Here is a 24,627-nt window from a genome sequence, read left to right as displayed (position 1 = left end):
GAGAGTATCAGAACGGCGAATTTGCAGCGATACGCTTATGCGTCCAACCGGGCGAATCCCCCCATATGCACAGACGCGGACTGCTCGCGGCCGTCGCCGCATCGACCTCCGTCGCCGTCGCGGGGTGCGCCGGCGGCGGCGAGGATGGGAGCTACGAGTTCGACGCGGAACCGGCCCGAATCCCGTCGGATGCCGCGGACGAAGCCGGGTACGAGGGGGAGGAGCCGGAGTCGTTCACGCTCGAACAGGAGTTCGATGTGGCGGGCGTGAACGCGCAGGTGTCGGCGACGACGTGGGTCGCCGGATACGAGAACGGCGACAACGGTTCGGCTCTGTTCGTCGGGAGCACCCCGGACGCCTCGGTCGGCGGTCAGTCGGTCAACCCGCTGGTTCGCGCGGACGACACGGAGCTGATCCGGCGGCTCCTAGAGCAGGTCGATCAACAGGGGATCGGCGGCGAAGACACCGATATTCAGGCCGACGACATCGAGGCGCGGGGCTCGGAGACGCGGACGGTACTCGGCGAGGAGGTCGAAATATCGATCCTCGAAACGACCGTCGACGCCGATATCGACGCTGAAGGCGCGCAGGGAGGCGAAGCCCAAGACGTGCCGGTGCTTCTGTACGTGGGGACGGTCCAACACAACGAAGACGTGATCGCGCTCGTCGGCGTCCATCCCACCGCCGTCGACGCCGCCGATTCGGTGCTCTCGCTGATGGAGCACGTCGAACACTAACGTCGCACGAGTCGATCGGCTGCAGTGACGTTTATTTCCGACAGGAGAAGCTTCGTGGTCCGTAACTCATTTATAAAGAATCGGACCGAGTGAGAGTATCCCGCGATGCGAGGCTGCGGCGACGTAGTGGGCTCGTGACGTCGCGTGTGCCGGCGAGAGAGTCCCCCTAGCTGCTGCTCTCGTACTTGTGGACTTCACGATGGTTCGGAGATCCCCAACGCAACACGTGTCGACCGTCATCGCAGTTCTGGCCGTGCTGGTCTTGGGCGTATGCGTCCTTGGAATGGGTTCGATGTCGGCTGAAGCAAATTCAATAAAGAATCCTGTCTTAAATCAATCAGGAGAGGTTGATACATTATTTCCAGAAGAAGGTACGCACAAAATAACAAACGCTTCAATAGATCATGGAAATGATACTCAGAGTAATGATAATATAAAATTGTATATAAATATATCAGAATTGAATTATAATGGTGTAGATATTTCGAATGCAAGCATAAATAGAGCTAATATATCAAATGCTGAGGTGAAGAATATCAAGAAAACTAGCGTAAACAACGGTTCACTTTTTGTAATTACCTTATCTCAGGTTGAGCTATCGAAATCAATCGAGATTCATACAGTACAATTTGAAGATATAGATGCATCTAAAGCAACAAAATCTTCAGATGTTAATTATAAACTAGGGACAGTAATAGAAGGTAGTGATAAAGATTATCATACTCTAGTAGATGAGAATAAAATATTAAAATCTGAAAGTTTCAAAATTGCAGGTGGATCGATAGCTGCATTGGATCAAGCCACAGGTTCTACTCATATTTCTGGCACCACTCGGACAACACCAGCTATTACTGTAAGTGCCCCCGACTCAAATGTCAATTCTACAATAGTTGTTACGGAAGGATCAGATGGGACTCGCATTGCTGGATCTGAAGCATTTTCTGCTAATTCTTTGAATGGTACTCAAAACAAGACAATCAATGCAAATGTAGGTGGCTATATGAGGGTTCACCTTATTCCAGATGAGTATTTAGATAGTACGCAGAATAGTAGTGGAACTTATTTGTCTGATTCATCAATTAATTCTGCAATATCAAGTGATGTGATACAGATCTTTTTGGGAAGTATTCAATTTACAAATCAAGAGTATGAATCAGAAATCACGTCAAACATAACAATAGAAGAAACTGAACTTCGGGATGGAAATGACGAAGATACACCATATCTTATTTCGATTCATCCTATAACTGGTAATGAGCAGATCGATTATAGCACATCTGTTGGCTATTCAAGGGTTTTGACAACTACAACTGAAGATGTAACAGTAGATGTAAGAGATAACCAAGGAAATAACACAACAATTTGGAACAGTAATCGTTTTGCGGCGACTTTACGACTTGCAAGAGGATATGAGGAAGGCGAAGAAGCAGATTTAAATTCAACATATATTCTTCCAAACACAGACGCAGAAAATAAATTTGTAGAAACTGGCGTTTCTGACAAAGGCCTTATCACAATTTCTGAGGAATTTACCCAAAGCCCAGATGGAACTATTAAAACAAAATACATATTTGATGATGGCGAAACACAAGCCAGCTTATATGCTGGAGATCCAATTGTCTTTGAAACAAATAGCTCAGAATCAGATCTAGTAGAATTATACAGAACTACAGGAAACCAAACATCAGTCCTATCAAATGTCGGGGAATCGATTAATAATTCAAGTGTTGTTGCTTTCAACACCTCAAATCTGCAAACTGGGGACTATTATCTTAAGGAAGACGGTTTTGAAAGAACAGATTCGTTTCATATAGAGAGCATTAATGATCAGTATAGTAGAATAGATGGGGAAGCAGGACATACAGAGGTCGGTGGCTTCTTTCATTCTACAATATATCACAACACAGCAATGTCAAATGTTTTATTATTGAATAAAAATATTAATTCCACAGTCGCAACGGTCGAACTCGCAACGCCCACCGAAGGCCAGACCTCGATCGGTTTCAACACGTATGCGGCAGGAAACGCGTCTCTGAGCGACAATTTCGTCACGACGGGGGCGGGAGCGACGGTCGAATCGGTCGAAACGACGACGGTGAACGGAACCCTTCCGCCCGGCAGCTACGAGATCGCCGTTCGCTCCGAGCACGGGAACGTCGCGACCACCAACGAGACGGCGGTCACCCTTCGCAACCGCTCGACGAGCGGCGTGGCGGCGTACACGACGTCGACACTCGATCCCGCCGAGTTCGGGTCAGGCGAAGCCGTACGGAACGCGATCACGAACGGGACGCTCTCGCGGTCGTCGACGATCGCCGACAACGACACCGTCGTCTACGGAGTGAACGCGTCCGGCCTCACGGGCCTGCCAGAGACGAAGAACGTGACGCTCGCAACCGGGGCAGACCTCGACGGCGTCGACGGGTTCGCGTTCGGAATCCGGTCGCGCGACGCCGAATCCGGCGAGCTGAACGCGACGAACGGCACCGGCGACATCCCGGAGAACGCGACCGTCCACCTCGACGAGAGCGGCCTCTACCTCGTCGCCGACGCCGCCGACGCCCTCGCGACGGACGATCGACCGGCGGACGACGAGGCGTTCACGGCCGCGTTCCGCGTGAACGACGACCGTCTCCGCGAAGCGACGGCCGACCCGGAGAGCGACCACACTGTGACCGCGAACCTGACGTATTCCCGCCGAACGCAGACCGAAGACGCCGAAACGACGTCCGTCGACGGCGACCTCGACGGCGAGGGAGCCGTCGACGGAGGGGGAACAGGAGGTGGCGAGGTGGCAGGCGGCGGGACGGGAGGCGGCGTAGCGAGCGGCGACGCGGGAGGGATCGGAACGGGTGGCGGGACTGGCGGGGCGGGTGGAACGGGCGGCGGAGCGGGAGGCGGCGATACGATCGGATCCGCGGGCGGCTCCGGGACTCGGGGCGATGCGAACTCTTCCGACGGATCGGGCGGCAGCGATCGGACGGCGGGGTCGTCACCACCCACCGACACGCCGGGGACTCAGGGCGATCTCCCGAACGGCGATCGATTCGGCGTCCGACCGGCCGCGGACCTCCGTTCGGCGGCACCGAGCACCTCGGTGGCCGTGCTGACGGCGTCGGCGGCGGAGCGCCGGTCAAACGACACCGACGCGAGGGCAGTTCGCCCGGCGGCTTCCGACGGCCGCACGGCGGCGGCCGAGAACGCGACCGGGGAGTCGGCCGACTCGCCGGCCACGCCCAACTACGAGGACGCTCCCATCCGAACGACTGCCGACGATGTTCCCGGGTTCGGGCCGCTCACGGCGCTCGGGGCAATCGTCGGCGCGAGCCTGCTCGTCGGATATCGTCGCCGTGTTGGGCTGTGACCCGTGACACCGGTCGTCCCGATTGCATCCTCCCCTTCGATCCTTCCCTTCGATCGTCCCCGCTCAACGGTATTCTTTTGCTGGACCGTCGCCATCATGCGCGTATGAGCGTAACCATCACCCCGCCGCGGGAGCGGGAGTGCGAATTGTGTGGTCGCGAAGAGCGGTGGGACGACACCACCGGCGGTTGGCATATCGCCGACGAACCGGGCGACGTCTTCTGTATCCACGAGTGGGACATTAACGGATCGTTCACCCCGATCGACAAGCCTCGGTCGGATCAACCGTAGGGGAGGGTCGTTCAGCCGACGACGACACTGACCCGTCGTGTCGATACATTCGATCCGTCCGTCACGATATCCGAGACGCGACGCGATTGGTACCTGTTGACGAATAGTTATTGAAACATCGAATCGAACCGGACGAGCAAACCTCCCAGAGCGTTTCGTGTGGATATTTACTCAAATCGAACTCGTAGTTGGACGGACGTCTATATATGTTCCCGTAGTCACCCCTGATGAATAATTACCTTATATTCCCTAATGTGTGTACGATGGATCCTACCCGTATCAGGGTTATACCTTTAAGTGATCATCTGTGAGTGGGGATATGACCAAGACACGTAGTAACACCCGGGGAGCGGACGAGGCCGACTCCGCGGGCCACGGTGGGGGGCTGGCGTCGGTAACCGACGAGCGTTCGAACTGCGGTATCGGCGGAATCGTCGACCTCGACGGGGAACCGACTCACGGGACCGTCACCGACGCCGTGCAACTGCTCGAAAACCTCGAACACCGGGGGACGACCGGCGCGGAAGAGAACACGGGCGACGGGGCGGGGATCATGGTCGCCCGCCCGGACAAGTTCTTCCGCGACATCGTCGACGCCGACCTCCCCGAGGAGTACGCGGTCGGCTCCGTGTTCATGCCGACGGAACCGAGCGTACAGGCGGAGATTCACGACGTCATCGCGGAAGTCTTCTCCGTGTACGGGCTGGAAGTGCTCGCGTGGCGCTCGGTCCCCACCGACAACGCCGACCTCGGCGCGACCGCCCTCGACTCCGAACCGGAGGTCGCACAGCTGTTCGCCGCGCCCGTCGAGGGCGCGGGACTCGCGGAGCGGTTCACCAGCGCGGAGACGCGGCCCGACGACGTCGACCCCAAACTGCTCGGATTCGACCGCGCGCTGTACGCCGCCCGCCGCGAGATCGAGAACGCCGTCGCCGACGTCGACGGGGCCGGTCGCTTCTACGTCTGCTCGCTCGATCGCCAGCGCGTCGTCTACAAGGGCCTGCTGAAGGGTTCACAGCTCGCCGACTACTACCCGGACCTCACCGACGGGCGCTTCGGGAGCCACGTCGCCTTGGTTCACGCCCGATTCTCGACGAACACGCTCGGCGCGTGGCACCTTGCGCACCCGTACCGCAACATCGTCCACAACGGCGAGTTCAACACGATCCAGGGGAACGTCAACTGGATGCGCGCCCGCGAGAACGACCTCAACCACCCGTCGTTCGGTGCCGAACTCGACACGATCAAGCCGGTGATCGACGACCCGAACCAGTCCGACACCGCCAGCGTCGACAACGCGGTCGAGCTCCTGTTGCAGGCCGGCCGTGACCTCCCGCATACCCTCCGGATGCTGATCCCCGAGGCGTTCCGCGACGACGACCTGATGGACGCCGCCCGCACGGACTTCTACGACTACCACGCTTCGCTCGTCGAGCCGTGGGACGGTCCCGCGCTCGTCATCGGCTTCGACGGTGACCGCGTCGCCGGCGTCCTCGACCGCAACGGGCTCCGACCGTGCCGGTACGAGGTGACCGACGACAACCGGCTCGTCGTCGGCAGCGAAGTCGGCGCGCTCCCGACCGATCCCGCCGACGTGAAGCGCCGCGGACGACTCCAGCCCGGCGAGATCTTCGTCGCCGATCCCGAGCAGGGCCGTATCGTCCCTGACGACGAGGTGTTCGACGCGCTCACCGACGAGAAGTACGGCGAGTGGGTCGCCGAACGACAGGTCGGCCTCGACGACGTCGTCGAGGGAGCCGCGGCCGTCGAGAACGCCGACGTCTCCGCCGGAATCGACCCCGCTGTCGGCGGCGATGGGAGCGACGACGCCGAGGACGGCAACGGCGACGTGGAGCCGACCGTCCGCGCCCACCAGGCCGCGTTCGGCTACACGACCGATTCGCTGAACCACCTCGTCGAGCCCATGGCCGAGAAGGGGAAGGATCCCGTCGGGTCGATGGGCGACGACACGCCGCTGTCCGTGCTCACTGACGTCGACCGCCCGCTGTTTACCTACTTCAAGCAGCTGTTCGCGCAGGTGTCGAACCCGCCGATAGACTACATCCGCGAGGAGCTCGTCACCTCGCTGGAGACGCGGATGGGCAACCAGCGGAACCTGCTCGACGAGACGCCCGAACACGCCCAACAGATCGTCTCTGAGTCCCCGATACTCACCGACGCGGAGACGGCCGCGCTGAAGGAGCTCGACGGCGATCCGGTCGACGGGAGCGGGCCCGCGTTCTCGTCCGTGACCGTCGACGCGACGTACGACCGCGGCGGATCGCTCGTCGACGCCGTGAGCCGCATCCGTGCGGACGCGGCCGCGGCCATCGACGACGGCGCGGACGTCGTCGTCCTCTCGGATCGGGCGATCGGCCCCGACCGGCTCGCGGTCCCGAGCCTGCTCGCGACCGGCGCTGTCCATCATCACCTCGTTCGCAACGGGCTCCGCAACCGCGCGGGACTCGTCGTCGAGTCCGGCGAGCCCCACGAGGTCCACCACGTCGCGACGCTCGTCGGGTACGGCGCGGACGCGATCGATCCGTACCTCGCGTACGCCTCCATCGGAGACGTCGTCGCGGGCCCGGACGGGGCCGACGAGGACGAGGCGCTCGCCGCCTACCGCGGCGCGCTTGAGGACGGGCTCCTGAAGACGATGGCGAAGATGGGGATCTCGACGATGGAGTCGTACCAGGGCGCGCAGATCTTCGAGGCCGTCGGGCTCGACTCCGCGTTCGTCGCCGAGTACTTCGAGGGCACCGAGATCCGCACCGAGGGGATCGGGGCCGAGGAGATCGAAGACGACCTCCGCACCCGCCACGCGATGGCGTTCGGCGCGGACCCGGAACTGGAGACGATCGGCGAGTACGAGCACCGCTCCTCGGGCGTGAAACACGGCTGGAACCCCCAGACCGTCGGGACGCTCCAGCAGGCGGTACGCGGCGGGGACTACGAGCAGTACCGCGAGTTTGCGGAGCTGGTGAACGACCAGTCGAAGACGCTCCAGTCGCTGCGCGGCCTGCTGGAGTTCGAATCCGACCGCGACCCGGTCCCGGTCGAGTCCGTCGAGTCCGTCGAGTCGATCGTCGAGCGCTTCTCGACGGCCGCGATGAGCCTCGGGAGCATCTCGCCGGAGGCGCACGAGAACAACGCCATGGCGATGAACCGGATCGGCGCGAAGTCGAACACCGGCGAGGGCGGCGAGCCGCCGGAGCGGTTCGGGACCGAAAAGGAGTGCAACGTCAAGCAGGTCGCCTCCGGGCGGTTCGGCGTCACGTCCGAGTACCTCGCGAGCGCCGATGAGCTGCAGATCAAGATGGCGCAAGGGTCGAAGCCCGGCGAGGGCGGACACCTCCCCGGCGAGAAGGTCAACGAGATGATCGCGCACGTCCGGTGTTCGACGCCGGGCGTCGGGCTCATCTCTCCGCCGCCCCAACACGACATCTACTCGATCGAGGACCTCAAACAGCTCATCTTCGATCTGAAGGCCGCGAACCCAGAGGCGGACGTCAACGTGAAGCTCGTCTCCGAGGCCGGCATCGGCACCATCGCCGCCGGCGTCGCGAAGGCGAACGCCGACGTCGTACACGTCTCGGGGCACGACGGCGGGACCGGCGCGTCCCCGAAAACGTCGATCAAGAACGCGGGGATCCCGTGGGAGCTCGGCCTCGCCGAGACGAACCAGATGCTTCGCGCGACCGGGCTCCGCGACCGCATCCGCGTGACGGCCGACGGCGGACTGAAGACCGGGCGGGACGTCGCTGTCGCGGCCGCGCTCGGCGCGGAGGAGTACGTCTTCGGCACCGCCTCGCTGGTCACCTCGGGCTGCGTGATGGCCCGCCAGTGCCACGAGAACACCTGTCCGGTCGGCGTCGCGACCCAGCGCGAGGACCTCCGACAGCGCTTCCCCGGCCAGCCGGACCACGTCATCAACTACATGACGTTCATCGCTCAGGAACTCCGCGAGCTCATGGCCGAGCTCGGCTACACCGACCTCGAGGAGTTCATCGGGCGGCCGGAGCTGCTGTCCCAGCGAGAGACCGACCACGAGAAGGCCAAACACCTCGACCTGTCGGCGGTTGTGGCCGAGCCCGCGGGCGACGCCCGCACGAAGATCCGCGAGCAGACGGACGCCGAGATCGACGAGCTGCTCGACTGGGACCTCATCGACGAGGCGAGCCCGGCCATCGAGGACGGAGCGCCCGTGGCGCTCACCCGCGACGTCGAGAACGTCGACCGCGCGATCGGCGCGACCCTCTCGAACCGGGTCGTCTCCGAACACGGCGGCGAGGGGCTCCCGGACGACACCGTCACCTGTCGGTTCGACGGCTACGCGGGCCAGAGCTTCGGCGCGTTCCTCGCGCCCGGTATCACCCTCGAACTGACCGGGGCCGCGAACGATTACGTCGGTAAGGGGCTCTCCGGGGGCCGGATCGTCGTCAACACGCCCGAGAAGGCGGGATACGACCCGGCGGAGAACGTCGTCGTCGGCAACGTCTGTCTGTACGGCGCAACCTCCGGCGAGATGTACGTGAACGGCGTCGCCGGCGAGCGGTTCGGCGTCCGTAACTCCGGCGTCGCGGCCGTCACCGAGGGCGTCGGCGACCACGGCTGCGAGTACATGACCGGCGGGGTCGTCGCCGTGCTGGGCGACACCGGGCGCAACTTCGCGGCCGGGATGTCCGGCGGCGTCGCGTACGTGTACGACCCGGACGTCCGGCTGGACGACCGGGTGAACCGCGGGATGGTCTCGGTCTCCGAGGCTCTCGACGAGTCGGACGAGCAGATGCTCCGCCGCCTCGTGGAGAATCACCGCGCGTACACCGGCAGCGACCGCGCCGCCGAGCTGCTCGACGAGTGGAGCGCCGCCCTCGACGACTTCGTCCGCGTCTTCCCCGACGCCTACGCCGAGGTCATCGCCGAGGGCACGGGCGCAGACGTGCGCGACGAGCCGCCGGAGCCGGCCCAGGCGATTCCCGGCTCCGCGGCGGACGCGACCGGACAGGCGTCGAGCGACGACTGATCGGGCGCGACTCATCGGCCCGAGACCGATCGCGAGCGGAACTCGGTCGGGGGTCGGGGATCGGGGATCGAAGACCGACGACCCCGGACGGCCGGACTCCTTAATAGGCGTCGAGCGAACGTCGGGGCGTGGACGAACTCGTCGTGCGCACGGAGGTGTACGCCGACCCCGAGGACGTGTACGACTTCCTGCTCGATTTTTCGCGGTACGCGCGCTACTCCGAGTACCTTCGGGACGTGCGGACGCTGGAGGGCGACGGGGGGCCGGGCACGCGGTACGCGCTCGCGTTCGCGTGGTGGAAAGTGACGTACACCGCGCATTCGCGAGTCACCGGGGTCGAGCCGCCGGAGTGGATCGACTGGGAGATCACGAAGGACATCGACGCCGACGGGTGTTGGCGCGTGACGCCGAAGTCGGGAGAAGGCAGAGAAAGCGGAGAGAGCGAGGGAGAGGACGAAAGCGAGGAGAGCGGGGAACGTGAGCGCGAGCGCGAGGTCGATAGTCGGAACTTGGGGCGTCCGCCCGCTTGCAAGGTCGCGCTCGAAGTCGAGTTCGACCCGGGGTCGGCGAGTTCTGATGCGCTCGATCTGCCGCGACTCGTCTCGTTCGACTGGGTGTTGCGGAAGGCGATTCCCCTTATCAGGAGGGAGGCCGAGCGAGTCGTCGAGCGGGCCGTCAGGGACCTTGAGGGGTCGACGCGCGACGTCGAACTGGACGTGTACGTGGACTCCGAGCGCGTCTGAGGCGGTTGGGGTCCGCGGATCGCGCTATCCCCGAGTCGAAGGCCTTAATATATCCAGCGGGGAACGATCGATTGCGTTCGAGGGCTCGTAGATCAGTGGTAGATCATCCCCCTGGCACGGGGAAGGCCCGGGGTTCAAATCCCCGCGAGTCCATATTTTTGCGCCGCGAGCAGTGAGCGAGCACGTCCGGCTCTGGTTCAAATCCCCGCGAGTCCACTCGACTCACTTCATTCATCTCGTTCCCTCGCTTGGTCCAGTTCGCTTCGTTGCCGGCGCGTAGCGCCGGCTGTAAGAGGGATCGAAGGTCACTCCCTGCTCACGGGACCCCCGCGAGTCCTTTCGACTCCCTTCAGGAGGGCCATTCTTCGCTTGCCTCTGCGAGTCACCCACGACAGTCGAATGAACGAGAGCGACGGCGACGACCACTGAATGACCAAACGAGGGGGTGCCGTGGCCCGCCTGCAGCGATGGCGTTCGCATCGCAAAAGAGCGGACTCCGTGGAGATCCGCAGCAGGTGAGAGATGTCGCCCCGGGTGCGGTCAGTACAGGTGTCGTGTGTACCGGACAGAGATTGTCAGATGGCAGACCGAATATATTTGGTGGAACGATTATGTATCATCACACACAGATTCAGCCTGTTAGAAGATAACACCCGTCCGATCACCCACACATGATGAATATTCAAACACACTGGGATGGGGACGTTCCAGAGTATACTGTCGATTTGGACGGGGCCACCGACCAATTGACGAGCTATTTAGTAATTAGCAGTATTGCGGACTTGACCGACCAGAATCCCGACGACCTCGAATCGTTGTGGGACACCGTGGATCCGGATGCGCTGGACTCCTTCGTCGCTCACGCAGACAGGTCTTCGACCCCATATCAACTCACGTTCCAGTATCAGGGCTACACGGTCACGGTAGCGGATCGTTGTCTTCGGTTCATCCCGAACGAAGCGGTATCCTCGTCTGCGAGCATATAGCTTCGAGCCGTCTGGTTCTTCGACGTCGCCCGACTGTGAGAGTTCCTACCGCAGACTATCCGATCGGCGCTCTGTGCCGACCGGCGGTTACACACTTCGAACACATTCTCACTCGAAACAGTCGGTCGGTGGACGGTGCAGAGTACCCCAGGAGTCGTGGTACCGTGACGTTCGGAAGTGTTATCCCCCAAACGACTGTACATTTGATTGCAATGGCAAACGGAAAAGTTGATTTCTTCAACGATACTGGCGGCTACGGTTTCATTTCGACTGACGACGACGATCTCGACGACGATGAGGACGTGTTCTTCCACATGGAGGACGTTGGCGGTCCGGATCTCGAAGAAGGTCAGGAAATCGAATTCGACATCGAATCATCCCCGAAAGGGCCTCGCGCGACGAACCTCGTCCGCAACTAACGACTACTTCTGCCGTCGTTCGTAGCGATTGGCGGAAATTTGTTCTTTCAGACCCTCACACGCCCAGCCTATGCTCTCTGTCCGCGTCGTTCTCGTAGTACCGACACCGGCTGTACCGACTGCACATGGGGCACCATCTCGCTTGTTTCGAATCTCATCGGCCGACGACTGGATAGAAATGAATGCGCGGTGGCGTGCACCGATGAGCGGCCGACAGGCCGCGAACAGCGAGGGACCTCCGGTCCCTCTGTCAGCCGGCGGCAGAGCCGCCGGCGACGCCCGCACGAGGGACGTCGCGAGCGCCTTTATAAGGCGCGAAGCGGCGAGGCTGGGGAGGCGTGAGGTGCGGTGCTGTGCGGGGTGGGACTCAAAGGGGCAGTCGTCGGCGCTACGCGCCGGCTGCCAGAGGCGCTCCGCGCCTCGCTGCCGCGAGGGCGAAGCCCGACGAAGTAAGCACCGCAACGAAGGAGCAGTAGTGACTGAGTGAGGAGCGCAGCGAGTCGCGCGAGTCGTCGCGGCTGGGGCTTTGTGAGTGGTCACCGCGGAGTCAACGATTTATAAACAAGCGGCTGGGGCGTTGGAGATAGGCACCGCGCTCGCAACGACGTTGCATCGGCAGATCGGATGTCGGACACCACAGCGATCACGACGCAGTCGCATCCGAGCGGGTCAGTCGTCGCCGACCGCGAGCTCGAGCATGACGACATCGGAGCCGGAGACGTCAACTCTCTCAGATCCCGGATGAAGAGGCAGGCCCGCGACGCGTTCGAACGTCAGGATTCCAGCTCGACACCGCGTATCTCGAATCGGGCACCCCCCTCGTCGCTTGCCTCGGCGGTGATCGTCCAATTGTGCACTCCGACGATACCGTCTACGATCGACAGCCCGTATCCCGGACTGCTCGAATCCGTGGAAAAGCCGGATTCGAAGATCGTCTCCCTGTTTTCGGGCGGGATTCCGGTTCCGTCGTCTTCGACATAGAAGCCGTCGTCGAGAATCCCGACGCGAATCTGCGTCGCAGTCCCGTGCTCGATCGCGTTCCAGAATAGATTCTCGAACAACCGTTGTAACTGGCTCTCATACCCTTCAAATACGACATCGTCTTCCACGCGGAGCGTCGTTTCGTCCGCGGTAACGGTCTCCCACGACTGCGTGGCGATCTCCCGGAGAGAGATGTCGGACAGTTCCAGATCGTCCCCCCGAGCCGCGTGGAGCAGCTCGTCGATGAGATTCCGCATTCGGTTGTGAGCCTGCGCGACCTCCTCGAGGTATTCGAAATCGCCCGTGTCCTGTGCTAACTGGAGGTTCCCTTCCGCGACGTTGAGCGGATTACGGAGATCGTGTGAAACTGTACTCGCGAACGATTCTAACAGCTCGTTTCGGTACTGTAACTGATTTTCTTGTTCTTTGGACTCCGTAATGTCTCGCGAGTGAACCGAGAGCCCTTCGTCGGTCGGATACGCACGCACCGCGAGCCAGCGGTCATGCGGGGAGGGAACGTACGTCTCGAATTGAATCGCCTCGCGCGTTTCCATCGCCTCGTGGTACCGGTCGTACGCCTCCGTATCGACGCCCTCCGGAAACAGTTCCCAGAGCGATTCACCGAGGACGGCTTCCGCCGATTTCCCCGTTCGCTCGGCCATCACGTGATTCCAGTACTGGACCGTCCACTCGTCATCCACGAGGTAGAACCCGTTGACCTGTTCGTACAACTCGAGAAGCCGCTCTTGAGTGATCTGCGCCTGTCGCGCCGATCGTCTCCGATCGACGGCGTGTTGAATCCGGTTTGCGAGTTGTTTGTACACTTCAGTTCCGCCTTTTTGGATGTACGAGGTCACCCCTGCATCGATCGCCTTGGACGCGATATCTTCGCTACCCCTCCCTGTGAAGAGAAAGAACGGGAGGTTCGGATACTCCTCGCGAACCGCTCTCAAGAACGTTATTCCGTTCATCCCGGGCATCTGATAGTCGCAGATGATGCAGTCGACAGACGCGTTTTCGAGATGCTCGAACCCCTCGCGGGCAACCGATTTTGCGACCACGGCGTAGCGGTCGTCAATTCGTTCCAGATAGGTCGAGACCAGATCACCGAGTTCCGGATCGTCGTCAATATGAAGAATATGGATCGATCGCTCATCGGGACTGGGACTCATATTCAGTGAAGTGTTGTGATCTCGAGAGTGAAAAATATTCGGTATGAGAGTGGTATCTAGGATCAAGTACAATGGTGTCGAGTCGTAAATCCTACAGATGGCAGACAGCGATGAGAATCTCGATATCGATTCATACATCTTGAGTTCGAAATATCGAATTTGCGTTCTCGAACAACTGTCTAAAGAGGGGGAAGCGACGCCCACGGGCATCGCCGAGAGCGTCGGTCTCCAACAGCCTCATATCTCCCGAGCGCTTTCAGAACTCGAAGAACAGGGCGTGGTGGAACTCCGGGTCTCCGAGTCGCGGAAGGTGCGACGGTACTACGGGCTTACGGAGCGGGGAACGGAGGTCTGGTCGACCGTCAAAGCCAGATTGAACACCATCGAATGGTCCGATGAACCCCCAACCGAACCGGCACTGAAATCGGTGGTCGAACGAGCGCGGACGGAGTTCGGAAGCGGGCTTCGAGTCGTGGTGGAATACGACGGGGAGGACGCATCTATTCTCCACGCGGATTCCGCCGTCCTTTCGAAGTACTCCGACAAAGAGTTCGAACGAGGGTTACACAATCTGATATTGGAACACTCCATCGACGAAGTAGCGCTACCGAATCAGGACTGCTGGTCCGAGATTCTCCACTTCGACGACTTCTCAATCTTGAAGGTCCTGATACATGACGGTCGGCGAATTTTGATCTCTTTCGGAAACGATCACAACGTCTCAGTCCCGGAGTTTTCGGAAGATATCGCGTCTATATTTTCCTGACATCGACCCGCCCGTCGTTGTACGTCGCTTCTACTGCGAACGATCGATCGTCGCGGCCGTCGCAGTCGTCGCGGTCGTCGTTCTCGTCGAGGCCGTCGCTCTCGCCGCTGTCGCCGTTCTCGTCGAGGCCGTCGTTCTCGCCGCAGTTGTCGCGGTCGTCGCGGCCGTCGAGATGTAGCGATCGCCGCGTTCCGAAGCGTCAGCGTTTATGTATCGCCCCGCCTTCTCGCGACAATGAGCGTCCCCTGCGTCGCGGTCGAACGCGAGCGCGGCGAGACCGTCCGCGAGCGGCTCGCCGATGCAGGCGTCCTCGACGGCGACCACGAGATAGACGTCGAGGGCGACACGATCTACATCCCCGTTGCGGACCCGAAAGGAGTTCCAGCGGACCTCGCCGATCGCGTCGTCGAGCGCGACGCCACCGAGCGCGACCGGCCCAAGACCCCCGCCGAGATCCTCGGCTACGAGCCCTCGCTGGAGCGGCTGGGAGACATCGTCATCGTCGACGAAGACGACAACGAGCGCGCCGCCGAGATCGCCGCCGCGGTGATGGCGTCGGACATCCCCTGCGAGACGGTGCTCAACCGCGCCTCGCCGATCGAGGGGGAGCTTCGCGTCCGGAAGTGGGACGTGCTTGCGGGAAACGGGACCGAAACGGTCCACCGGGAGTACGGCCACGAGTTCCGGCTCGACGTCGCCGAGGTGTACTTCTCCCCGCGGCTCGCCACCGAGCGCCACCGCGTGATCGAGCAGGTCGAACCGGACGAGTCGGTCGTCGACATGTTCGCCGGCGTCGGCCCGTACGCAATCCCGATGGCCGCTCGCGGCGCTGCAGTCGTCGCCTGCGACCTCAACGAACGCGCGGTCGAGTACCTCCGCGAGAACGCCGAGCGAAACGGCGTCGCCGACCGCGTGACTGCCATCGCGGGCGACGTGCGGGAGACGACGGGACGCTACGCGAACACCGCCGACCGGCTCGTGATGAACCTCCCGCACTCGGCCGGCGAGTTCCTCGAGACCGCCGCGGAGCTGGCGGGCGACGAGTGCGTGATCCACTATTACGACATCCAGCACGAGGACAACCCGTTCGGCCCCGGAAGACGGGCGATCAGCGCCGCCGCTGGCGACGAGTACGAGATCGCGGTGGAGACCGAACGCGTCGTCAGATCCTACGCACCCCACGAGTACAACGTCTGTCTCGACGTTCGCCTGTCGCGGGCGTGAATTTCGGCGTTCGCCTGTCGCGGGTGTGAGTCTCGACGGTCGCTCGTCGGGGGTGTGAGAACCGAGACCCGCACCGGAACCGGAGTCGGTTCGACGGAGCGAGCGACAGCGACGTGATCGCCGTCCCGGCCGAGAGTAGCGGTAGCCGAGACGGCGTCGGGCCCGTCACATGACAAGAGCCCACGGCCGCGTGACCGTCGAGGACAGAGGCGATTGTGCGCTTGACACGCCGAAGCGTGGGTCACGCGCAGGCCGTGGAAGATCGCTGATAGGGATGACTGCCGCGCCGAGTCGCCGTGGGGGTGACGACCGGCGGGACTGACGACGCCCGGTACGGGCTCCGACCGGGCAAGCACCGTCGGGGGATTCGATCCCCGCCATCGCGGCACGCGATCGGTGTTATCACAGTTCAAAAGAAGTCCGAACACGTATTTATGCTTTTTCCTTATATACCTGCGAGAATACGCCAGAGATCGTTATGAATAGGTAGAAAACAATTCGTTTTCGGTACGGACGCTGTCCACATCCGCGGGGAACGGGACGGGACGCGTCGATCAGCGGACGCACGATTTCATCCCCGCGCCGTCGCCGTTTCGGAACCCTTATTTTTCCGTTCGGGAATGGTAAGACGAGCGCCGGGGTAGCTCAGCTGGCAGAGCGATTCCTTCGTAAGGAATAGGTCGAGGGTTCAAATCCCTCCTCCGGCTTCAACCAATTCGTTTACAATCCCACCGGTAAACTGGGGTTGTGATACTTCTCGTGGTTACGTTGGTCCAAAGATAGCGCAGCATACGGTTTATCAGCCGGCTGCTCAGGCAGGGGTGACAGCCTGATGGCGGTCGCGTCGGGGCCGTTCTGCGGGGCGCTCGGCTGCACAAAAGACGCCGACGTCATCATTCAGAACCGCTACGGGAAGCGGTACGCCTGCGACGATCACTCCAACGACGGCGAGGTGATCGGACGTGTCTGAGGACGAGGAGGCCGACGTCTCCGCCCGTGACGCCCTCGCAATCGCACAGCGGGCGCTCGCAAAAGCCAACCGCGTCGACGAGCTCGAAGACGAGATCGAGCTCCTTCGCGAGGACGTCGCCTCACTCGAGCTCCGGTTCTCCGAGCACGACGACGATCGCGACTACGCGCAGCTCACTCGAGATGACAAGGTCGGGATGGTCCGCGAGCACGCCTTCGAGAAGGCGACTCGTGGCACCGGTGTCGCCGCGCTCGACTACGACGACATCATGTGGGAAGTGTTCGAGGGCGAACCCTCGGCTGACCACTGTTACACGCTGATGGAACTCGCCGCGAACATCCGCGGCTTCGAGGTGAAGACGCCGCCGAGCGGGAACCGCAGTCTCACCGTCACCGCCCGCGAGGCGAAGCGCGGTGCCGCGTTTTCGTCCGCGAATAAAACCATCTCGGAGGAGGTTCGCTAGCGATGTCGATCTTCTATCGTGGGATCCCGCCCCCGCTTGTACTCTCTGTAGATCACCGCAAGCGTAGCTGTGTAAACAACTGTCCGCTAGCTGCAAGGCCGTCGTTCTGGCCGGCGTCTGGCCGGCGTCGTCCGACGGTCCGAGTGGTGATTCGGACTTTATTCGCAGACGAAAACCCACGATGTCCACCACCCACGACCGACGAAAGGAGAACGAGACGCTGACCGAGACCCTGGTCCGCTTCATTCGGGAGCGGTACCGCGACGCGATCGGCGAGCTCGCTCAGCGCTACCCGAACGAGCAGAAGTCACTCGTCATCGACTACGACGAGCTGTTCGAGTTCGATCACGAGCTCGCCGACGACGTTCTCGCGAAACCCGAGGAGATGCGGGAATACATGGAAGAGGCGCTCCGGCAGTTCGATCTCCCGGCCGACGTCGATCTCGCGAACGCTCACGTGCGTGTGTCGAACCTGCCGCCAGAGCACACCTACTACCCGGGTGGATTCTCCCCGACAGAACAAGCCGGGGACTACCGGGCGATCATGGGCGAGATCTCGAAGGTCACTGACCAGTACTCGAAGATCGTCGAGGCGGCGTTCGAGTGCAAGCGCTGCGGGACGTTCACCTACGTTCCGCAGACTGACTCGGGGTTCCAGGAGCCCCACGAGTGCCAGGGCTGTGAGCGTCAGGGGCCATTCACCGTCAACTTCGATCAGTCCGCCTTCGTCGACGCTCAACAGATCCGGCTCGCAACACCGCCGGAGATCGCCGAGGGGAGCGGCACCGAGATCGACGTCTTCGTCGAGGATGACCTCGCCGACGTCGTCACCGCGGGCGACCGTGTCACCGTCGCGGGGACGATCCACCTGGAGCAGAAAACGAAGGGTCAGAAGAAAACGGGCAAGTTCGCGCCGTACGTCGACGCCGGTGCGCTCGCCGTGGACGAGACCGACCACACCGACGTGGACACCACGCCCGAAGAGCGCAAGCGCATCCACGAGCTTGCCGCCGGCGCCGAAGGCGACCCACTCGACTTGGCGGCGGCCTCACTCGCACCGAAGATCTACGGATACGACCACATCAAGCGGGCGCTCATCCTCGCGATGGTCAGCGGGTCGAAAACAGTCTACCCTGATGGCGACCACGACCGCGGAGAGTTCCACGTTCTCCTCCTGGGCGACCCGGGCACGGCGAAGTCGAAGCTGATTGGCCGGGTCGAGGACCTCGGTTGGCGGACGGTCGGCGTCTCCGGGAAGGGCGCGACCGTCGCCGGCGTCACAGCGAGCGCCGTCCAGGACGACTTCGGCGATGGCGGGAGCGCCCTCGAGGCTGGTGCGTTCGTGAAGGCGCACAAGGGTGCCGTGTGCATCGACGAGCTCGACGACATGCCGGCGGACGTCCGCGCGGCGATGCTCGACCCGATGAGCAAACAGCGGATCTCCGTCAATAAGTGGGGGATCAACGCGACGCTCCGCACGGAGACGGCGGTCGTCGCTGCGGGCAACCCGAAGTACGGTCGGTTCGATCCGTACGAACCTGTCCAGGACCAGTTCGACTTCGAGAGCAACCTTCTGAGCCGGTTCGACCTGGTGTTCACGCTCACGGATCAGCCCGATCCAGACCGAGATGGGACGATCACCGGGCACGTCCTCGACGCACACGACGCCGCGAAGCGTCAGATGGCCGGGATGGACGTCGACGACGATCTCGCTGACACCATCTCGACACCCGTCGATCGAGATCTGCTTCGGAAGTGGATCGCCCTCGCGAAGCAACAACCTGAGCCGGTGTTCGCGAGCGACGACGTTCGGTCGTGGCTCGCGGAGAGCTTCACGGACCTCCGGTCGCTGAACGGCTACGACCAGGAGTCACCCGTCCCGGTGACGTTCCGGAAGCTGGAGGGGATCCTGCGAATCGCCGAGGCCGCGGCGAAGTTCGAGTTCTCCGAGACGATCGAGATGTCACACGTGAAGTTCGCGACGACGGTCGTTGGCGAGTCGATGCAGGACTACGGCACTGACGAGAGCGGGCAGTACGACGCTGACGTCCAGGAGACAGGCACGTCGAGAAACCAGCAGCAGAAGATGAAGCTTCTCGCGTCGATCATCGAAGAGCTCCAACCCGATGGCGGGGGCGGAGCCGATCCCGAGGGGGTCGTCGAGCAGCTGGAAGCGGAGGGAATCGACACGGGGTACGGCCTGATCGACAAGGCGAAAGAGAAGGGAATGGCCTACGAGCCGAAGGGCGAGGGCATCCGCTGGGTGGGTGGTGCCTGATGCCTGCCACGGGCCAACACAACGAGCAGGCCGGAGCGATCCCGGACCCCTCGCCGGCGAACGCTCTCGAGCACGGTGAGAACCCGGCGCGATTCCTCGTCGAGGAAATCACTATCGACAACGGCCACGGCACCACGGGTGAGCTGATGCTCGCACGCATCCATGGTCTGGAGACGATCGCACTGTGTCGCTTCTGGCTGATGATCGAGCGACACCTCGCAGACCAGGAGGATCGCGAGCCACGCGATCGTGTCGTCAACGCCCTCGAACAGCGCGAGGATACCCTCCGGAAGCGAGGTGAGGGGCTAGCACAGACAGGACTCTCAACCGAGGAGCGTCGCGAGCGAGCGGCCGTCCTCGAGACCGAGTCCGTCGCGGTGCTCGTCGACGAGGAGGGAGAGGAGATCTCTTGGAGTCGCCAGCGCAGAGCGGTCGTGGGGGCAAACCAGTGACTGACGCCACGCTCGGCAACCTCGACCGACTCACTCGCGAACGCCTCGCGGAGCTCCCGCCGACGGCGTCACTCGTCTACCTGGAACTCCGCAACGCCGACGGTCCGCGGACGCTCCGCCAACTCTCTCGCCAGATGGCCCGGCCGAAGACGTCCGCCCACCGTGCCCTCCGGCAGTTACACGAGAAAAACCTCGTCACGTGCTCACCACGACACACCGATCCGCCCTCGTCAGAATGGAGTGTTGACGAGTGACTTCCAAAATGGGATTCACACGACGACTTAAGCCTACGGCCAAGGAAGGTTCGCGTGACGATACCCTTCAGACGGTCATGACCACCCGAGAGTGGGGCCGTAGGGGAGACTGCGCCAGGACAACCTGGCTGCTTTTCTGACCATGTTCGACTTCCAAGAGGACGTCCTGAACGACGGACACGTCTGTAACAACTGCATGGGCAGACTCCGTCGACGTGCGATCCGGTCGGTTCGATACCGGAACGCCGACGTCGACGCGCAACAGAACCGGGTGCAAGAAGACGGCGTGTTCGTGGCAAGCTACAGCGAGCGGCTACGCTGGCGAACAACCGTCGACAACGTCCCAGATGTGCCGGTCCGCGACCAACACCAAACGTTCTGCGAGTGTGGGTCGCCTGATGCATTCACCCGCATCTGGGGCGACGACGACGTCGACGCTGCACACCTTCGGGAGTTACTCGTCAACCTCCACGACACCCTCGTCGCGAAGGGGTTCGCCGTCGATGTACGCCAACTCGCTCGCGGGGCTGCTGAGATCTATCACGAGCTCCCGCCGGCATCTGCTCCGGGTCGCGGGATCGGTCCTGCACCCGTGGACGCACCGACCACGATCAACGAGGTCCTCGAGGCTGCCACCGACGCCGGCGTCGTTGGCTCACCGTCGGAGACTTCAGAGAGGGCACCCGCATGAGCGCGACCGGGATCGGCGTCGACGATGACGTCCACGTTGAGACGCCACGGGGCGAGCCGACAATCGCGACGGTCGTCGACCGGGAACCGACTGGGACCGTTGGGTCGGGCCCCTCGGCGTTGCTCACGGTCGAACTCAACGGAGTCTCGTGGCGTGTCGACGACACGGAAGCAGACTTAATCGACGAGTAGGCTGTAGGCCGCTGGGGTAGGCCCCAGAGCGTGGTTCAACTCCACGCGGTGGCATCTCCCAACGGCGCGGCATCGTAGTTTTTCGCTGCGAGGCCAGGTCAGCGCCTGCGGGAGTGTTGAGACACACGAGTGACCGGCAAGCCGGAGATCGTGAGCTCCTACGTGTGCTTCTCGTACCGACATCTGCGTCGCGTGAGCGGCAAAACCCAATCAAGTCCGGTCGCCTTGCTACGCCCGTGATCGGGTGACGAACGCCTCTATTGGGAGTGGCGAGACCCAAGCCCTCTACGGGGCCGCCTCGTCTCCGGGTTTGATTCCCGGCGTAGCCTTCTCGAGTCGTATCGTGCGGTAACTCCCTGCGTTTCAACTCCAGATGCCCGATTCGAATACTCATCGTTCGACGACCGACCAGTGCGCCGAGTGTGGTACGAGCCACGCCTCGGCGAAACCCTGCGACTGTCAGCCCTACGCTGATGTGTCATGATGTCCGTCCAACGCCCCCGGCCATGGTACTGCTGGGGTCACCTCGTCGACGAGTACAAGGGCACGCTCAGAGAGGGAGGTGAGTCGCTCCCGATGCTGAGAGCGCTGAAGATACTCCGTGCGATCATCGTCAACATCGGCGTGATCGCCATCGTCCTCTACTCGATCGCTCGGGGTGCTGATCCAACGTTCCTCGGTAGCTTCGGACTCGCGATCCTTGCGGCCTACAACGGCGTCGAGCTCCTCGACTACGCCGCGCTGCTCCAGGCGTACAAGGAGGTCCAGACTGGGTCAGACTCTGGTGAAGACTGATGAGGACGCCCCCTCTCCGATCGGCCGTAGCTGGCATGATCATCGTGTCGTTCTACAGCACGTGGATCGCAATGGAGTGGTCCGGGCGCGAACCCGATTCGCTGATCCTTCTCGGTGCGGTTGCGATCGTCTTCGGAGCTTCCTACTACCTTTGGGATGACGCGATGGGCGAAGGAATCGAAGCCACTCAAGAACTCCAAGGCGATGGCAGCGACGACTCGGAGAACTGACGCGATGAGACGCTACCGATAAATCCGCTTTTCCAGACAGTTGGTGACTCATGGGGTACATCTACAACTGCGACGGCTTCTGTAACGCCGTCGAGATCGAGGATCGGCCGGCACTGACGGCGGAGTTCAACGAAAACTGGTTCGACGACGGTGCTGCGGGTGACCGGCTTCGACAGGCTGGCTTCGAGGCGGGCGACCTCGTCACGCTGTGTCCCGATTGCACGGAACGACTGCTGATCCACGAGGGCGATGGGGCGTGATGCTGACCGCGAGCGAACGTGGGACGACCGCGCCGGGACGAGCTGCCCGCGGTGTGGCCGCTCGTACGACGATACCGAGCGTGCCGACGTCCACCATCGCGATGGCGATGACGGGAACGGCTCACCCAACAACCTTCGAAAGCGGTGTAAGTCCTGCCACCTCGGCGGCGAGCACGGTCGCGACGTCGAGTCGCCGAAGACGCCGGCGGGGCTTCGCCGGCGTGGTCCGAGCGGGCCGTCGCGGTCGGGGCCGCCGCGCTGAACCACTGGTGACAAGTGCCGATCTGGAGAACCACCAATGACAGACGCTGAATTTGAGATCTCAGAGGAGCCGCCCCGTGATGAGGGTGGCCACCCCGTCCATCCTGAGAAGGGATACCGAATTTGCGGAGCGACGAAGTCCGACCGGACAACGCCGACGTCCCACGGTCGCGAACGGGACGAGTACGACTACTGCCTGCTCGCAGCTGGCTGGGGTGAGGACCGGAAGGTCGGACCTTGCGAAAAGCACCCTATCAGGGGCGAGCAGTGGGGCGAGTCCAACCCGAACTTCAAGGCCGGGAAGACGTCGGCGTACTTCAAGTCGAAACTCTCGGACCGCCAACGCGACGTGTACGACGAGGTCGCCGGCGCGCTCGACGATGACGAGGATGCGATGGTCGTTCTGTCGCACTTCGCGACCCGCCTGCTAATGCTCGGCGAGCACGCGAATGATGCCGCGATGCTTCGGGAGGGGCGGCAGATCCTCTCGGAGTTCGGGATCGTCGAGACAGCGGCGGAGAAACACGAGCATGAACACTCGGGGAATATCGACGGCGAGCGCACCCTTGGGGAAGAGGAACGGGCGGCGATCCGTGAAGGACTCGCCTCGAGGAGGGGGCCATGAGCGTGGCACTCTCCGCGGACGACGTCACACTCGCCGACAAACGGGCGTCATTCAACCCGTTCGACGGCTGCCCCTGGATCGAGTTCTTTGAGGAGCTCACCTGGGGGTACATGACGCGCGAGGACCGCGGCTGGTCCGAGCCGGGACCTCACCACGAGCAGTGGTTCGATGACTTCGAGCGCGGTGACGACCTGATCCGCCTCGCCCACCGGGGGAGCCTCAAGACGACGTCGACGCTCGCGTACACCATCGCCTGTCTCGAGTACAAGTCCGGATTCCACGCCGCCTGGATCGGTAACAACGAGACGCTCGCCTACGAGAAGGCGCACTCGGAGTTCAACAAGCTCGTCGAGCGCAACCCCTGGCTGACAAACCTCCAGGAGGAAAACCGGACGACTGACCAGAAGGGGAAGAAGGAGTTCGGACACGACTCCAGCCTCTCGGTTGGCTGGCTCTTCGGTGGCGTCGAGGGAGTCCACGTCGATCTACTCAACGTTGACGACGTCATCAAAGAGAAGGGCGACGGCGACATGCAAGAGATCGAAGACTGGCTGTCGAGCGTCATCGTCCCCGTCCAAGAGCACGGCGGCCAGACGATCGTCATCGGGACGCGGAAGACGCCGACCGATATCTACTCGCTGCTCGCCGACCGCGAGGGGTTCTCGTTCACGGAGTACCCGGCGGTCCTCGACGAGTGGGACGCCGAGTTCCGCGAGGACGCCCCCGGGCGACGTCCTGATCCGGGGCTCTACCACCAGTCCCCGCACCCGCTCGATCCCGATCGCGAGTGCCAGCTGCTGTGGGACGAGCGGGGGGCCGACTACCTCGCCGATGCCCGCTCGAAGCAGTCGGAGCACGCCTGGATGCGGGAGTTCTGCTTAGTCGTCCAGACCCGGGAGGGTGCGGTCTACGATCTGTTCGACAGCCAGAAGCACGTCTTCAGTAACGATCCGGACGAACGGGACGTCCAGTACTGGCTCAACGGCCTTGACTGGGGATCGGGACACCCGGCGGGCATGCTGGTGATGGCCCGACGGAGCGACGGCGGAGTCGACGTCCTCGACGAGGCGAAGGACCCCGTCACAGGGACCAGCGACTACGTTGATGCGCTGTCGACGTTCCAGGCCGAGTTCGGACCCGGGACGGTCGGGTGCGACCCGAGCGACAAGCGAGGGATCGACGACCTCAGTGAGGAGGGATTCGACGCCGTCGCCGCTGACAACGACATCGAGGCTGGCATCCGCGTCGTCAAGGACCTCTTCGCGTCCGGCGATCTCCGGATCCACACTCGCTGTGAGGAGTTAATTTCCGAACTGAAGGCCTATCGATACAACCAGACGACAGGGAAGCCGGTCAAGAAAAACGACCATCTCGTCGACGGGCTCCGCTACGGGATCATGGCTGACGAGTACCCTGACGAGGGAGGTAACAGCGGCTCCGGGACGTGGTGAC

Annotated in this window: 23 protein-coding genes and 2 tRNA genes; 24 read left to right on the top strand and 1 reads right to left on the bottom strand. The window is 62.3% G+C overall.

Going from position 1 to position 24,627, the window contains the following annotated elements; all coding sequences use genetic code 11:
• Positions 1-65: 65 nt before the first annotated feature.
• The 8 genes from ACFQEY_RS02680 to ACFQEY_RS02645 all read left to right on the top strand — a co-directional run bounded on the left by ACFQEY_RS02680 (position 66) and on the right by ACFQEY_RS02645 (position 11,562).
• A complete protein-coding gene (locus tag ACFQEY_RS02680; protein WP_379764532.1) occupies positions 66-737 on the top strand; it encodes a DUF6517 family protein in 672 nt (223 codons plus the stop codon).
• A 2,095-nt stretch (positions 738-2,832) separates the two neighbouring features.
• Positions 2,833-4,101: a hypothetical protein gene (locus tag ACFQEY_RS02675; protein WP_379764531.1), complete on the top strand. Its 1,269-nt coding sequence runs from the start codon at positions 2,833-2,835 to the stop codon at positions 4,099-4,101.
• 104 nt (positions 4,102-4,205) lie between these two features.
• Positions 4,206-4,391, top strand: coding sequence for an HEWD family protein (locus ACFQEY_RS02670; protein ID WP_379764530.1), 186 nt, complete (start codon positions 4,206-4,208; stop codon positions 4,389-4,391).
• 319 nt (positions 4,392-4,710) lie between these two features.
• Positions 4,711-9,414 carry a glutamate synthase large subunit gene (gltB, locus tag ACFQEY_RS02665; RefSeq protein ID WP_379764529.1) on the top strand — a complete coding sequence of 1,568 codons (4,704 nt, stop codon included), beginning with the start codon at positions 4,711-4,713 and terminating at the stop codon, positions 9,412-9,414.
• Positions 9,415-9,542: 128 nt separating this feature from the next.
• A complete protein-coding gene (locus tag ACFQEY_RS02660; RefSeq protein WP_379764528.1) occupies positions 9,543-10,157 on the top strand; it encodes an SRPBCC family protein in 615 nt (204 codons plus the stop codon).
• Between the two features lie 81 nt (positions 10,158-10,238).
• Positions 10,239-10,310 (top strand) — tRNA-Ala (locus ACFQEY_RS02655).
• A 518-nt stretch (positions 10,311-10,828) separates the two neighbouring features.
• Positions 10,829-11,143 (top strand): HalOD1 output domain-containing protein, encoded by a 315-nt coding sequence (locus ACFQEY_RS02650; RefSeq protein WP_379764527.1) that lies wholly within the window; start codon positions 10,829-10,831, stop codon positions 11,141-11,143.
• Positions 11,144-11,355: 212 nt separating this feature from the next.
• Positions 11,356-11,562: a cold-shock protein gene (locus ACFQEY_RS02645; RefSeq protein ID WP_379764526.1), complete on the top strand. Its 207-nt coding sequence runs from the start codon at positions 11,356-11,358 to the stop codon at positions 11,560-11,562.
• A gap of 773 nt (positions 11,563-12,335) precedes the next feature.
• Here ACFQEY_RS02645 and ACFQEY_RS02640 read toward each other — a convergent pair.
• On the bottom strand, positions 12,336-13,715 hold the full coding sequence (locus ACFQEY_RS02640) for a response regulator (RefSeq protein WP_379764525.1): 1,380 nt from the start codon (positions 13,713-13,715) through the stop codon (positions 12,336-12,338).
• 97 nt (positions 13,716-13,812) lie between these two features.
• Between ACFQEY_RS02640 and ACFQEY_RS02635 the strand changes: the two genes are divergently transcribed.
• The 16 genes from ACFQEY_RS02635 (at position 13,813) to ACFQEY_RS02560 (ending at position 24,626) form a co-directional block, all read left to right on the top strand.
• Positions 13,813-14,481 carry a winged helix-turn-helix domain-containing protein gene (locus ACFQEY_RS02635; RefSeq protein WP_379764523.1) on the top strand — a complete coding sequence of 223 codons (669 nt, stop codon included), beginning with the start codon at positions 13,813-13,815 and terminating at the stop codon, positions 14,479-14,481.
• A 234-nt stretch (positions 14,482-14,715) separates the two neighbouring features.
• Positions 14,716-15,705, top strand: coding sequence for a class I SAM-dependent methyltransferase (locus ACFQEY_RS02630; protein ID WP_379764521.1), 990 nt, complete (start codon positions 14,716-14,718; stop codon positions 15,703-15,705).
• A gap of 634 nt (positions 15,706-16,339) precedes the next feature.
• Positions 16,340-16,412, top strand: a tRNA-Thr gene (locus tag ACFQEY_RS02625).
• Positions 16,413-16,537: 125 nt separating this feature from the next.
• Positions 16,538-16,675, top strand: coding sequence for a hypothetical protein (locus ACFQEY_RS02620; RefSeq protein WP_379764519.1), 138 nt, complete (start codon positions 16,538-16,540; stop codon positions 16,673-16,675).
• Complete coding sequence (locus ACFQEY_RS02615) at positions 16,668-17,138, top strand: hypothetical protein (protein ID WP_379764517.1); 471 nt, start codon at positions 16,668-16,670, stop codon at positions 17,136-17,138. Before ACFQEY_RS02620 ends, ACFQEY_RS02615 begins: the two co-directional genes overlap by 8 nt.
• Before the next feature lie 181 nt (positions 17,139-17,319).
• Positions 17,320-19,416, top strand: coding sequence for a minichromosome maintenance protein MCM (locus ACFQEY_RS02610; protein WP_379764515.1), 2,097 nt, complete (start codon positions 17,320-17,322; stop codon positions 19,414-19,416).
• Entirely contained in the window at positions 19,416-19,868 is a 453-nt protein-coding gene (locus ACFQEY_RS02605; protein ID WP_379764513.1) for a hypothetical protein, read from the top strand. Before ACFQEY_RS02610 ends, ACFQEY_RS02605 begins: the two co-directional genes overlap by 1 nt.
• Positions 19,865-20,122, top strand: coding sequence for a helix-turn-helix domain-containing protein (locus tag ACFQEY_RS02600; RefSeq protein ID WP_379764511.1), 258 nt, complete (start codon positions 19,865-19,867; stop codon positions 20,120-20,122). The genes ACFQEY_RS02605 and ACFQEY_RS02600 overlap by 4 nt, the downstream gene beginning before the upstream one ends.
• A gap of 142 nt (positions 20,123-20,264) precedes the next feature.
• On the top strand, positions 20,265-20,813 hold the full coding sequence (locus tag ACFQEY_RS02595; protein ID WP_379764509.1) for a hypothetical protein: 549 nt from the start codon (positions 20,265-20,267) through the stop codon (positions 20,811-20,813).
• Positions 20,810-21,004, top strand: coding sequence for a hypothetical protein (locus ACFQEY_RS02590; protein WP_379764507.1), 195 nt, complete (start codon positions 20,810-20,812; stop codon positions 21,002-21,004). The genes ACFQEY_RS02595 and ACFQEY_RS02590 overlap by 4 nt, the downstream gene beginning before the upstream one ends.
• 483 nt (positions 21,005-21,487) lie before the next feature.
• The gene (locus ACFQEY_RS02585; protein WP_379764505.1) at positions 21,488-21,799 is read left to right on the top strand and encodes a hypothetical protein; all 312 of its coding nucleotides are present in this window, start codon (positions 21,488-21,490) and stop codon (positions 21,797-21,799) included.
• Positions 21,799-22,029: a hypothetical protein gene (locus tag ACFQEY_RS02580; RefSeq protein WP_379764503.1), complete on the top strand. Its 231-nt coding sequence runs from the start codon at positions 21,799-21,801 to the stop codon at positions 22,027-22,029. Before ACFQEY_RS02585 ends, ACFQEY_RS02580 begins: the two co-directional genes overlap by 1 nt.
• 50 nt (positions 22,030-22,079) lie before the next feature.
• Positions 22,080-22,289, top strand: a complete 210-nt coding sequence (locus ACFQEY_RS02575; protein ID WP_379764501.1) for a hypothetical protein — start codon at positions 22,080-22,082, stop codon at positions 22,287-22,289.
• A complete protein-coding gene (locus tag ACFQEY_RS02570) occupies positions 22,279-22,551 on the top strand; it encodes an HNH endonuclease (protein WP_379764499.1) in 273 nt (90 codons plus the stop codon). The genes ACFQEY_RS02575 and ACFQEY_RS02570 overlap by 11 nt, the downstream gene beginning before the upstream one ends.
• Positions 22,552-22,587: 36 nt before the next feature.
• Positions 22,588-23,175: a hypothetical protein gene (locus ACFQEY_RS02565; protein WP_379764497.1), complete on the top strand. Its 588-nt coding sequence runs from the start codon at positions 22,588-22,590 to the stop codon at positions 23,173-23,175.
• Positions 23,172-24,626: a phage terminase large subunit family protein gene (locus ACFQEY_RS02560; RefSeq protein ID WP_379764495.1), complete on the top strand. Its 1,455-nt coding sequence runs from the start codon at positions 23,172-23,174 to the stop codon at positions 24,624-24,626. The genes ACFQEY_RS02565 and ACFQEY_RS02560 overlap by 4 nt, the downstream gene beginning before the upstream one ends.
• Position 24,627 lies beyond the last annotated feature (1 nt).

The sequence above is a fragment of the Halorubrum trueperi genome (genome assembly GCF_042662525.1).
GTDB classification, from domain to species: domain Archaea; phylum Halobacteriota; class Halobacteria; order Halobacteriales; family Haloferacaceae; genus Halorubrum; species Halorubrum trueperi.
Note: the sequence above shows the minus strand (reverse complement) of the source record. Positions and strands in the feature narration are given on the sequence as shown.

Bases quoted from the DNA above. Each gene is read 5' to 3' on its own strand.
- ACFQEY_RS02565 (WP_379764497.1), top strand. From the start codon at position 22,588: ATGACAGACGCTGAATTTGAGATCTCAGAGGAGCCGCCCCGTGATGAG.
- ACFQEY_RS02570 (WP_379764499.1), top strand. From the start codon at position 22,279: ATGGGGCGTGATGCTGACCGCGAGCGAACGTGGGACGACCGCGCCGGG.
- ACFQEY_RS02620 (WP_379764519.1), top strand. From the start codon at position 16,538: ATGGCGGTCGCGTCGGGGCCGTTCTGCGGGGCGCTCGGCTGCACAAAA.
- ACFQEY_RS02590 (WP_379764507.1), top strand. From the start codon at position 20,810: ATGAGCGCGACCGGGATCGGCGTCGACGATGACGTCCACGTTGAGACG.
- ACFQEY_RS02580 (WP_379764503.1), top strand. From the start codon at position 21,799: ATGAGGACGCCCCCTCTCCGATCGGCCGTAGCTGGCATGATCATCGTG.
- ACFQEY_RS02585 (WP_379764505.1), top strand. From the start codon at position 21,488: ATGTCCGTCCAACGCCCCCGGCCATGGTACTGCTGGGGTCACCTCGTC.
- ACFQEY_RS02670 (WP_379764530.1), top strand. From the start codon at position 4,206: ATGAGCGTAACCATCACCCCGCCGCGGGAGCGGGAGTGCGAATTGTGT.
- gltB (WP_379764529.1), top strand. From the start codon at position 4,711: ATGACCAAGACACGTAGTAACACCCGGGGAGCGGACGAGGCCGACTCC.
- ACFQEY_RS02560 (WP_379764495.1), top strand. From the start codon at position 23,172: ATGAGCGTGGCACTCTCCGCGGACGACGTCACACTCGCCGACAAACGG.
- ACFQEY_RS02635 (WP_379764523.1), top strand. From the start codon at position 13,813: ATGGCAGACAGCGATGAGAATCTCGATATCGATTCATACATCTTGAGT.
- ACFQEY_RS02630 (WP_379764521.1), top strand. From the start codon at position 14,716: ATGAGCGTCCCCTGCGTCGCGGTCGAACGCGAGCGCGGCGAGACCGTC.
- ACFQEY_RS02605 (WP_379764513.1), top strand. From the start codon at position 19,416: ATGCCTGCCACGGGCCAACACAACGAGCAGGCCGGAGCGATCCCGGAC.
- ACFQEY_RS02645 (WP_379764526.1), top strand. From the start codon at position 11,356: ATGGCAAACGGAAAAGTTGATTTCTTCAACGATACTGGCGGCTACGGT.
- ACFQEY_RS02575 (WP_379764501.1), top strand. From the start codon at position 22,080: ATGGGGTACATCTACAACTGCGACGGCTTCTGTAACGCCGTCGAGATC.
- ACFQEY_RS02610 (WP_379764515.1), top strand. From the start codon at position 17,320: ATGTCCACCACCCACGACCGACGAAAGGAGAACGAGACGCTGACCGAG.
- ACFQEY_RS02640 (WP_379764525.1), bottom strand. From the start codon at position 13,715: ATGAGTCCCAGTCCCGATGAGCGATCGATCCATATTCTTCATATTGAC.
- ACFQEY_RS02595 (WP_379764509.1), top strand. From the start codon at position 20,265: ATGTTCGACTTCCAAGAGGACGTCCTGAACGACGGACACGTCTGTAAC.
- ACFQEY_RS02680 (WP_379764532.1), top strand. From the start codon at position 66: ATGCACAGACGCGGACTGCTCGCGGCCGTCGCCGCATCGACCTCCGTC.
- ACFQEY_RS02650 (WP_379764527.1), top strand. From the start codon at position 10,829: ATGATGAATATTCAAACACACTGGGATGGGGACGTTCCAGAGTATACT.